The organism is Oliverpabstia sp. (assembly GCF_022785585.1).
Classification (GTDB): Bacteria; Bacillota; Clostridia; order Lachnospirales; family Lachnospiraceae; genus Oliverpabstia; species Oliverpabstia intestinalis.
The window spans coordinates 1-11,605 of the sequence record NZ_JALFPR010000124.1 but is presented as its reverse complement, the minus strand read 5'-3'; the positions used below and the strand labels follow the sequence as shown (position 1 = coordinate 11,605).

The 11,605-nt window shown below is 44.1% G+C and carries 9 protein-coding genes and 2 pseudogenes; 10 read left to right on the top strand and 1 reads right to left on the bottom strand.

Annotation, left to right across the window (positions count from 1 at the left end):
* From MSA64_RS08690 to MSA64_RS08645, 10 genes and pseudogenes are all read left to right on the top strand, one after another.
* Positions 1-536, top strand: a pseudogene (locus MSA64_RS08690) (DNA helicase UvrD); the annotation flags it as partial.
* A gap of 187 nt (positions 537-723) precedes the next feature.
* Positions 724-2,724, top strand: a complete 2,001-nt coding sequence (locus MSA64_RS08685) for a right-handed parallel beta-helix repeat-containing protein (RefSeq protein WP_287891349.1) — start codon at positions 724-726, stop codon at positions 2,722-2,724.
* 169 nt (positions 2,725-2,893) lie between these two features.
* Positions 2,894-3,154 carry a helix-turn-helix domain-containing protein gene (locus MSA64_RS08680; protein ID WP_022172410.1) on the top strand — a complete coding sequence of 87 codons (261 nt, stop codon included), beginning with the start codon at positions 2,894-2,896 and terminating at the stop codon, positions 3,152-3,154.
* A gap of 16 nt (positions 3,155-3,170) precedes the next feature.
* Positions 3,171-3,794, top strand: coding sequence for a hypothetical protein (locus tag MSA64_RS08675; protein ID WP_287891347.1), 624 nt, complete (start codon positions 3,171-3,173; stop codon positions 3,792-3,794).
* Entirely contained in the window at positions 3,769-3,999 is a 231-nt protein-coding gene (locus tag MSA64_RS08670; protein WP_022172412.1) for a DUF6718 family protein, read from the top strand. The genes MSA64_RS08675 and MSA64_RS08670 overlap by 26 nt, the downstream gene beginning before the upstream one ends.
* Positions 4,000-4,164: 165 nt before the next feature.
* Complete coding sequence (locus MSA64_RS08665; RefSeq protein WP_287891345.1) at positions 4,165-4,764, top strand: hydrolase; 600 nt, start codon at positions 4,165-4,167, stop codon at positions 4,762-4,764.
* Between the two features lie 190 nt (positions 4,765-4,954).
* Positions 4,955-6,550, top strand: a complete 1,596-nt coding sequence (locus MSA64_RS08660) for a CvpA family protein (protein WP_287891344.1) — start codon at positions 4,955-4,957, stop codon at positions 6,548-6,550.
* Positions 6,551-6,891: 341 nt separating this feature from the next.
* Positions 6,892-8,274 (top strand): alanine/glycine:cation symporter family protein, encoded by a 1,383-nt coding sequence (locus MSA64_RS08655; protein WP_215637085.1) that lies wholly within the window; start codon positions 6,892-6,894, stop codon positions 8,272-8,274.
* 238 nt (positions 8,275-8,512) lie between these two features.
* Positions 8,513-8,953, top strand: a pseudogene (locus tag MSA64_RS08650) (AAA family ATPase); the annotation flags it as partial.
* Positions 8,954-9,227: 274 nt separating this feature from the next.
* Positions 9,228-10,124, top strand: a complete 897-nt coding sequence (locus MSA64_RS08645) for a YitT family protein (protein ID WP_287891343.1) — start codon at positions 9,228-9,230, stop codon at positions 10,122-10,124.
* 80 nt (positions 10,125-10,204) lie between these two features.
* On the opposite strand, the gene arfA is transcribed toward MSA64_RS08645, so the two are convergent.
* Positions 10,205-11,605, bottom strand: a 1,401-nt coding sequence (gene arfA, locus MSA64_RS08640; protein WP_287891342.1) for an arabinosylfuranosidase ArfA, incomplete at its 5' end; no start/stop codon positions are given.

Sequence of the window (11,605 nt, the reverse complement as noted above, 5' to 3'; positions counted from 1 at the left end):
TAAAAGGTGTCACCGGCACGATCCAGGATACGAACTGGAAAGCACAGGCAGATACCGCAGTAACATGGGGCGCAAAAGAGTCCCGTTCTGAAGTACAGCTTCTGACTGATCGTATCCTGATTCGGGTGGGAAAAGCCAATGGTGCTGTGCAGTTTTTAAGCAGAGACGGTAAAAAACTGCTTACGGAAAATCCTTCGGAACCAAGATTGCTTCTGGACAGTCAGACCTGGAACTTTTTTGCCTGGGATAAAAATGAGCGCCTGAAATCCAAAGGTGTTCTTGCAGATGATTTTATGGATCTGAGTACGAAAGCGCGGTATATCTCTTTTGGACAGAAAAAACTTCGGATGCCACTGGTACTGTCCAATAAGGGATATGCCATCGGTGTTGCGGCGGGAAGTACCGTATTATTCTGTAACGTGAGAACCTATGGACAATATATTTATACCCAGGGAACCGGTCAAATCGATTATTATTTCATTTACGATGAAAATCAGGAGAGAAACATAGAGCAATACCGCAATCTCCCGGTGTAGTTTCTTTCCCAGCCGTTTTGAATTCATGTACGGAAAACTAATTCTCTGAAACTGTCAGATTTATCTTTTATCAGATCAGAGTCTATAGTATAATAACCATAAATGGCCATATTTCTCAAAACATAATTGAGAAATCTACATAATAACTGATTTTTATACAAGATGAAGTACAATGGAGGTTATGAACATGAGAATCTATGTAGATGTGAATGCTGTACGTAACGGAAACGGAACCGAACAAACTCCTTTTCGAAAAATCAATGATGCTGCAAAGATCGCACAACCGGGTGATGAGGTTTTAGTGTTCCCGGGAACTTACCGTGAATATGTAGATCCAATCTATGCCGGACGTGAAGATGCCCGGATCACCTATCGCAGTGTAAAGCCACTGGGTGCTGTGATTACCGGTGCGGAGGAGATTAAAACCTGGACACCGTATCAGGACAACACCTGGGTATGTCGTGTGGCAAATAGTGTGTTCGGTTCTTATAACCCATATACGACTGCAGTATATGGTGACTGGTATTTTGCAAAGGCAGACAAACATACCGGCTGCGTATATCTGAACGGTCGCGCCATGTATGAGGCAGTAACTTTGGATGAGTGTCTTCGCGGAGAAGTGTATCCATGCAGCTGGGTTCCGGAAGATTCTGTCTACAAATGGTATGCCGAACAGGATTCCAAAACGGATGAAACAATCATTTACGCCAATTTCCAGGGAAAAGATCCGAACGCGGAAAATGTGGAAATCAATGTGCGTCGTGAATGCTTCTTCCCTTCCAAAACAGGAGTAAGTTATATTACTGTCAGCGGCTTTACCATCTGCAAGGCCGCAACCACCTGGGCACCGCCGGCAGCATTTCAGGACGGTATGATCGGTCCACACTGGAGCAAGGGATGGATCATCGAGGACTGCGATATCTCCAACAGCAAATGCGCAGGTATTTCCGTAGGTAAATATCTGGATCCGGATAACGATCATTATTTTACATATAAGTATGTTAAGAGTCCGACACAGATGGAACGTGATGCCGTATGCCGCGGACAGTATCATGGCTGGCTGAAAGAAAAGGTAGGAAGTCATATTATCCGCAGAAATAATATTCATCACTGTGAACAGGGCGGTATCATCGGTCGTATGGGCGGTGTGTTCAGTGTGATCGAAGACAACCATATTCATCACATCAACAACATGATGGAACAGGGCGGTGCAGAGATTGCAGGTATCAAGATGCATGCAGCGATTGATGTTCTGTATCAGCGTAATCATATTCATCACTGTACCATGGGTATCTGGTGTGACTGGGAAGCACAGGGAACACGAATCACGCAGAATCTGCTTCATGACAACCAGCGTCCGTCCTTTGCAAAAAATCTGAAGGGCGGCATGATGTCTCAGGATCTGTTTGTGGAAGTGGGACATGGACCGACACTGATCGACAACAATATTCTTCTGTCTGATGCTGCCCTTCGTTTCGCAACACAGGGTGTAGCAATGGTACATAACCTGATCTGTGGTTCTCTGACCTGTGTTGGTGAAGGAACCGGCTGGAGATATACACCGTATCATATTCCGCACCGTACAGAGGTGATGGGATTCATGACGATTCTTCACGGGGATGACCGTTTCTATAACAATATTTTTGTACAGAAATGGCCGAAAGAAGATGTGATTACCCCTCACGATTCCGATGATGGATATGACACGGAAAATCGTCTGGCTGGTACCTGGACATTCGACGAGTATCCGACATATGAGGAATGGATCTCACAGTTTGACTTTACAAAACCGGTGGATATGGTAAAACTGGAACCGGTACACTTTGGTCATCTGCCGGTATGGAGCGAGGGCAATGTGTATCTCGGAGGAGCAAAAGCATGGAAAAAGGAAAGAAATGGTCTGACCGCAGCAGAGAACAGGGAGGATGTGAAGGTTGAACTGGTGGAAAAAGAAGACGGATATCATCTGGAAACCAATATCTATGAGTTCCTGAAGGGCTTTACCGGAAGAATGATCAACACTGAAGTGCTTGGAAATGCCTTCGAACCGGAACAGCCGTTCGAAAATGCAGATGGAACACCGATCCGGTTTGACGAAGATTATTTCGGAAATCACCGCGGTGTGGCAACTGTGCCCGGACCATTTGCCGAAGCAGAAGATGCTGAAAAAATGCTTTATGTAAAATAGCAAATATTTCTACGATTAAGAACTGTACGGAATCCTGGAAAATATTTTTTCCGGGATTTCTGTACTTTTTTTATTTTGTATCGTATTACTATTGACATTTCATACCGTATAGGTTATTATATAAATATCACATACGGTATTGATAAAAACATGAAAGGAAAGTGAAAAAATGGATTATATCATTATGGAAAACGGAGAAAAAATTCTTTTGGAAACTCAGCAGAAAGTGACGATTCAGCGAACCGTCGACATTTACAAACAGTACCGCAAAGAACTGGGACTGACACAGAGTGAACTTGGAAAACGTGCCGGTATCTCTCAGCCGAACATCACCCGTTTTGAAAGCGGAAATTACAACCCCAGTCTGGAATTCCTGGTAAAGATTGCCGGAGCTATGGGTAAAAAAGTGAAAGTTACTCTGGAAGATTAATCAGGGGGCAGTAGCAATGGTAGAAGATATTTTGAAGAAAGACGGACTGTCTTTTGCCCTGCTGCGAAAGTTGTCCTTTCGAACCAGACTGGAAGAGAACCTGGCTCAGGCAATCAGCTGTCTGGATGAAGCGTTTCTTACAGAAGAACTGAAAAATATCGTCGTCTGGTATGATTCCAGTGATATTTTATCCGGACTTCCGATTGATTACCGCATTAAAAGTCTTCAGGCGATCCTGCGGAAATATCAACGGGCATCCGGGGAAAGCCGGGTAGAGCGGGTATTTAACGATATCCTCGGTTTTCGGACATTATGCGATAATTACGAGGAAATTTTACGTCTGAGAGAAGCAAAGAATATTTCCGTTGCAGACATGTCCAACGGGAAAACACACGATGACGGATATCGTGGCGTACATATCTATTATCAGTATGGTCACCGCCATTACCCGATCGAGATTCAGTACAATACTTACTATGACCGTCAGATGAATAACTGGCTGCATAAATATGTATGGAGTAAACATCATCCGGCAAATATAGGAATCACCCTGCGAAGAGAGTACGAGAGAGGAAGAATCCGAACAGAATGTGAATGTGAGGAGGTGCTTCGGGATGTGTTATCTGATTGCGAAAAATAATCAGGGTGGGAGCAGTCTGGCGATCCAGATGATGCATGGAAAAGAACTAGCAAAATTAAAGCAGAAACTTCTCTCGGATCTTCCCGGTGAAGAAATACAGCTGCTTACTGTCAGCCGTCCATCTGCATATACGGAGTATGAACCGTTTTGCTTTATGGATACGCCGGATCATTTTGCACAGGAAGTGAAAAACAGTTTTTCCTGATATATATATCCACAAAGGTATTATTTGAAAAAGCTTCTGTTTTTGAAGCGATTTCGTGTTATAATACATTTATACGTGAAATCATTTCAAAAATATTTCTAAGAAATCTATGAATTACAAATGGTGTGTTTCAGGCGCAGTGCACACCGGACAGGAGAAAGAAATATGGACCATATAGCAAGAGAAGATGCACTGGCATTATTAAAAAGATACAATCAGGATCCGTTTCATCTGCAGCATGCATTTACCGTGGAAGCTGTAATGAAATGGTATGCTAACGAACTTGGATATGCTGAAGACGCAGAATACTGGGGTATCGTAGGACTTCTGCATGATATTGATTTTGAACAGTATCCGGAAGAGCACTGCCTGAAAGCACCGGAACTTTTAAGAGAGGGAGGCGTTGGTGAAGATATCATCCACAGTGTAGTTTCCCATGGATATGGTATCACGATCGGATGTGGTGTTACTCTTGATGTAGCACCGGAACATGAGATGGAAAAAGTACTGTTTGCAGCCGATGAACTGACCGGACTGATCTGGGCGGCAGCGCTGATGCGTCCTTCCAAAAGTACAAAAGACATGGAACTGAAATCCTTAAAGAAAAAATACAAAAGCAAAGGATTCGCTGCAGGATGCTCCAGAGAAGTCATCCAGCGCGGAGCCGATCAGCTCGGCTGGGAACTGGAAAAACTGCTGACGATGACAATGGAAGCAATGAAAGCAACCGAAGATACGATTAATGCGGAGTGTGAATCTCTGTAAAACAAATCGAGATACTTAATCCGAAAGTGAATCGGCTATTTGACAACTGGTTTACTTTCGGATATTTTTATACTTCCTGTGACCGCGGTTTTCTTAAGAATTCGTGAATTCTTGTGGGTTATACTTGCGAAAAACAGCGTATACTGATATAGTACAAAAAACAACAGTTCCAAAGAGGAGAGCAGACAATATGAAAAAAGGAAAAATCAAAGCGCTTCTAGTGCTGCTGGTGATCGTTCTTGCGGGGATTTATTATTATGCAACAATCCCGGCGATCAACATTCATTCTACGGGAATCTGGATTTTTATCCTGTTTGTACTCGTATTGATTCTGGCAGCTTATGCAGCTAAAAAGAGGTTTACCAGCATCCGTGAGGTGAAAAGCAGCAAGTTTCTGAAAATCGGAGGCATCGTACTGATGGCTGTACTGCTTGTATTTGCAGCAGGAAGCATCTTATCTTCCCCCATCGTAAACGCAAAACAGTATCGAAATCTGCTGACCATCGAGGAACGCGACTTTTCGGAAGATATCCAGCCGGTGAATTTCAGTCAGATTCCGTTGCTTGACAAAGACAGTGCGATGATTCTTGGAAACCGAAAAATGGGAAGTATGGTAGATATGGTTTCTCAGTTTGAGGTCAGCGATCTGTATTCGCAGATCAATTATCAGGAAAAACCGGTTCGCGTGACTCCACTGGTCTACGCAAGCCCGATCAAATGGCTGACCAACCAGTCACAGGGAATCCCGGCGTATATTATGATCGATATGACGACACAGGATACCTCGCTGGTAAAACTGGACAAACCAATCCGTTATTCCGAGGCAGAATATCTGAACCGGAATATTTATCGCCATCTGCGTTTTCATTATCCAACCTACATCTTCGATCAGTTAAGTTTCGAGATTGACGATAATGGCACTCCTTACTGGGTCTGCCCAGTGCGGAAGTATACAATTGGACTTTTTGGTGGTGCAACAATCGGCAGAGTTGTCCTGTGTAATGCCCAGACAGGAGAGTGCCAGGATTACACGTTAAAAGACTGTCCGGAATGGGTAGACCGTGCCAATCCGGCAGATCTTCTGATTCAGCAGTATAATTACTATGGAACACTGGTGAACGGTTATATCAACAGCATCTTCGGACAGAAAGGCTGTCTGAAATCTACAGACGGATATAATTACATGGCGATGGAAGACGATGTATGGGTATACACCGGTGTAACTTCTGTCAGCGGAGATCAGTCCAACGTAGGATTTGTTCTGATCAATCAACGTACCAGAGAGACACGATATTATAAGGTAAACGGAGCAGAAGAGTATTCGGCGATGGGATCCGCGGAAGGGCAGGTTCAGAACCTTGGGTACAAGGCAACTTTCCCGATCCTTCTGAATATTTCCAATGAACCAACATACTTTATGGCATTGAAAGACGGTGCCGGACTGGTAAAAAAATACGCGATGGTAAATATCCAGAAATACCAGAATGTTGCCATCGGAGATACCGTATCCGCCTGCCAGGACGCTTATGTGAAACTCCTGAATACCAGTGGAATTACTGCTGGAAATGAGAGCGATTTCAAAACTGTCACCGGAACGATCCAGCGGATCGCGCAGAGCGTTATCGACGGCAATTCCCATTTCTACCTGGTATTAAATGGACATTCCGAGATCTTCGATGTCCCGGTTCAGGATTATCTGCAGGTCGTAACATTGCAGGAGGGAGACACGGTTACCGTAGAATACCTGGAAGGAACTCCGGTTTGTACGGTATTGAACCTGGAGTAGAAAATTTTCACTTGGCAGCAAAAGAGTTTCATGATATAATAAGAAAAATCAATTGATAAACAAAATACAGATGAGATATGTAAGTCCAAGGGCGGACATCCGAGAGGGTGTCTGCCTTTTTTCGATATACAGGAAAGTATCTTCCTGCATATCAAGATCGCGAAGCCTATGTTATCTTATTGCCGGCATAATATTCCGCTATATGCCATAAACTGATATATCCTGTACAGGAATCAGAGCACCTGGAAAACATACAGAATCTTTTAAACGCTCAGCAACTATGAAGATACGAAATATCTATGAGATTTACATATCTACACCACAGAAGGGAGAACAAACATATGGAAAAGTTCAGTCAACTGGTAACCTGGGTGGACGGAAAAGTCTGGGGCTGGGGGATGATTCTGTTACTTCTCGGAACTCATCTTTTCATGACCGTCCGAACCGGGTTTATCCAGAGAAAAACAATCACAAAAGGAATCAAGCTTTCTGTATCCAAAGAACCGGATGCAGACGGTGAAGTCAGTCAGTTCGGAGCACTTGCCACTGCGCTGGCATCTACGATCGGAACCGGAAATATTATCGGTGTGGGAACTGCCGTTGCCTTAGGTGGTCCTGGTGCCGTTTTATGGTGCTGGCTTACCGGTGTGTTCGGTATCGCGACGAAATACAGTGAATCACTGATTGCAGTAAAATATCGTGTCAAAACCGAAGATGGACGAATGCAGGGTGGTGCCATGTACGCACTGGAACGCGGTTTGCATATGCGGTGGCTGGGGCTGATCTTTGCTGTATTTGCCGGGTTTGCTTCGTTCGGTATCGGATGTGCCACACAGGTTAACGCCATCGCTACTGTCTGCAATGAGAATCTACACATCAATAAAGCAGTTGTCGGAATCATCATTGGCGTTCTGACAGCAGTTGTCATCTTTGGTGGAATCAAAAGCATCGCAAGGGTCTGTGAACGACTGGTTCCGTTTATGGCACTTTTCTATGTGCTTGGCTGTATCGTGATTCTTGGAATTAATTATGACTATATCATTCCTGCAATCACAACTATCTGTCGCCTGGCATTCCAACCGGGAGCAGCAGCCGGCGGTCTGGTAGGAAGCGGTATCATGCTGGCGATGCGTTACGGAGTTGCCCGTGGACTGTTTTCCAATGAATCCGGTATGGGTTCTGCACCGATTGCTGCAGCGGCAGCACAGACACGAAACCCTGTACGCCAGGCACTGGTATCCTCCACCGGAACTTTCTGGGATACTGTAGTCGTATGTCTGATGACCGGTCTGGTACTGGTTTCTACGATTATGAAAAACCCGGCTATCAATGCCAATGAGATCACCGATGGCGGTGTACTGACCTCCCTTGCCTTCGATCAGATTCCGATCATCGGACCTTTGATCCTTGTCGTTGGAATCATTTCCTTCGCATTCTCTACGATCCTTGGATGGGCATATTATGGGGAACGTTGTGTGGAATACTTTGCAGGGAAAAAGGGACTGATTCCTTATCGTGTGTTATATATCGCCGTAGCTGTGATCGCCCCGGTAGTAGCCCTTGATGTAGTATGGGACATCGCCGATATCCTGAACGCCCTGATGGCAATCCCGAACCTGATCGCCGTACTGCTCCTTTCCCCGGTTATTGTGAAAGAAACGAAAAAATACCTGGATGACCTGGACGCGAAAGATGATACGGAGATTCCGGTGATTAAAAAATAGCAAAAGATGATGATGAGTAAATAAGCGAGCATATACCGATTATTTTGTCGTGGTGTATGCTCACTTTTTTGCTTGTATGATAGAGGTTGTCGCTTAACTGTAAAATAATAATATTAGTCTGTAAAACAGTGCCGGGGTATCAACTTGTTATTTGGCCTGTTAGATGGTAAAATCAAAGTACATTGGGGCAGAGTATCTTCCGTTCCAGTAGTATAGCTTCGGAAAGGAGCATGAAAAAATGGCAATAGTGTTGAAGCTTCCTGTTGGAATCGAAGATTTTGGGGAAATTCGCCGACAGGGTTTTTACTACGTTGATAAGACAAGACTGATTGAACAGCTACTTGATAGCTGGGGAAAGGTTAATCTTTTTACACGACCGCGCCGTTTCGGGAAGACATTAAATATGAGTATGCTCCGCTACTTTTTTGAAATAGGTGCAGATAAGACATTGTTTGATGGTCTTTATATTTCACAGAATAAGCAATTCTGCGAAGAATATATGGGCAAGTTCCCGGTTGTGTTTCTTACATTAAAAGGTGTGGACGGAACCACATTTGAAGAAGCCAGACTCAATCTTGCAGAATTGATTGCAGCAGAAGCCAGACGGTTTAAATTCTTACTGGAAAGTAATAAACTGGATGATGACAATAAAGAAATGTATCGCGAATTGATTTCTTTAAACAAGAGCCAAAACCCGGTGATTTGCCAAATGCGGAGTATATGGAAATTTATGACAGGATGTACGAACGGTATAAAAAGTTTGCGGAATTAGTTCACAGAACTGCCTGAGAGCCATATACTTGATATGTTAGAAGATATCTACAAATAAAGTCCAATGAATTCCCATTGATGAAACATCTCAAAAGAGCTATACTATAATAGAACACGCTGCTAAAACTTCCTTAAGTGAAGGCAACAATAGTTTTTTATAATTTTTTATAATGGAGAACAAAATGAAAACTACAAATCAACAACCGGCAACTGTACGAACATCCCCAAGATGGAAGCAGCCACTGATATCGACAGGCTGCGTACTTTTCGCATCGTTACTGATGTCTGTCAACATCAAATCTTTCGTCCGGGCGGGAAATCTGATTCCGGGAGGATTTACCGGTTTATCACTTTTGTTACAGCGTACGGCGGAAACATTTTTCGGAATTTCATTGCCATATTCGGTGATCAATATTGCATTGAATGCGATACCGGCGATCATCGGTTTTCGGATGATCGGGAAAAAGTTTACCTCATATACGGTACTGATGATCGTACTGAACTCTTTTCTGGTCGATCTGATCCCGGTAACGCCGATTACATATGATCCGCTTCTGGTGTCTGTATTTGGCGGGATTTTGAACGGAACAGCAATCTCGATTGCTTTGTTCGGAAAATCTTCCAGCGGTGGAACGGATTTTATTGCGGTTTATCTTTCCTCCAGATTGCATAAACCGTCCTGGAATTTTGTTTTTGGTATCAATGTGGTGATACTTACGACCGCAGGTTTTCTGTTTGGATTTGAGGCTGCGATGTATTCCATCATTTTCCAGTTCGTTTCCACACAGACGATCAACATACTTCACAGAAAAGATCAAAAAGCAACCATGTTCATTGTCACCCGTCACGGAGCAATGCTGGAGCAGAAGATTATGGAATGTACCAGGCATGGAATCACACATCTTGCCGTTCAGGGCTGCTATCTGAAAGAGGACAAAGACATGCTGTACACAGTACTTGGAGAAGATGAGGTGAAAGAAGTGACTGCACTGGTTCACAGCCTGGATCCGGAAGCATTTATCAACATTATCAAATCCGAGGGAATCGCGGGAAGATTCTATGAGGAACCGTTAGAATAAAAGAATAACAAGAACTTTGAATAGTTACAGAACAGTTATCAAAAATGCTCCTGGGATTCCAGGAGCATTTTTGAAAGAAATTATTTACTCAGTCGAATTACATTCCAGCTGTGTTTCCCAAAGACGGTCTGTAATTTGCCATTTTCCAGTTTGGTAGCAGAAGAGAGTGTCGGAGCTACTGTGTTCGGAGCGGCTTCTGTATTAACCGCTTTCAGATCATCGTTGGTCAGAACGATATGTTCAGCTACTTTGTAACCTTCAAACTGTCTCAGGTCACAGCTGACTTCCATATCTTCTTCCAGGCTCTTATTCACAGCAAAGATTGTCAAAGTATCTTCTTCCTCGTTCCAGATGCATACAGAATCCAGATACGGAGCTTCTCCGTAAGTTTTGCTTTCATATACCGGGGTGTGTACCTGGGTGTTCAGAACAGTACCTCTTCCGTATACACTTGCGTGGAAATACGGATAGAAAATAGTCTGTCTCCATGCACCGGTGTCAGAAGTCATGATCGGTGCGATAACATTGACCAGCTGTGCCAGGCAGGCAATTTTTACACGGTCTGCATGGCGAAGAAGTGTGATCAGCATACTTCCGACTAACAGGGCATCTTCAAAATTGTAGATATCTTCCAGCTGATGGGGTGCCTGGATCCATTTTTCCAGTTTTTCATCTGCTTCATTGCTGTGATACCAGACATTCCACTCATCGAAGGACAGGTTAATATTCTTTTTGCCGTGTTTCTTTGCTTTGACAGCATCGCAGATACTTACGACACCTGAGATAAAATCATCCATTCCTTTGGAACTTGCCAGAAAATCAGGGGTATCGCCATCACGGTTTCCATAGTACTGATGCAGGGACATATAATCAACCTCATCATAAGCCTCATCCAGAACGGTGTATTCCCAGGAACCGAAGGTTGGCATATCCAGATTGGAGCTTCCGCAGGCTACGGTCTCGATCGTAGGATCCATGAATTTCATCAGACGGGAAGTCTCAGCTGCGATTCTTCCGTATTCTGTAGCCGTTTTATGGCCCATCTGCCACGGACCATCCATTTCATTTCCCAGGCACCATACTTTGATATCGTGCGGATCTTTGTAACCGTGTTCTTTTCGCAGATCACTGTAGTAAGTGCCGCCTTTGAAGTTACAGTATTCCAGAAGATTCTTGGCATCTTCCGGTCCGCGGGTTCCCAGATTGACAGCCATCATGATATCACTGCCTGCCTTTTTGGACCAGTCTGCGAATTCGTTCAGTCCGAACTGGTTGGTTTCGATCACCCCCCAGGCCAGTTCCGGTCTGGATGGACGTTTGTCTTTTGGTCCTACACTGTCTTCCCAGCGGAAGCCGGATACGAAGTTACCGCCCGGATAACGAACGATCGGAACCTGCAGTTCTTTGACCAGATCCAGGGTATCTTTCCGAAATCCCTGTGCATCGGAGTTCGGGTTGCCTTCCTGATAGATTCCTTCGTA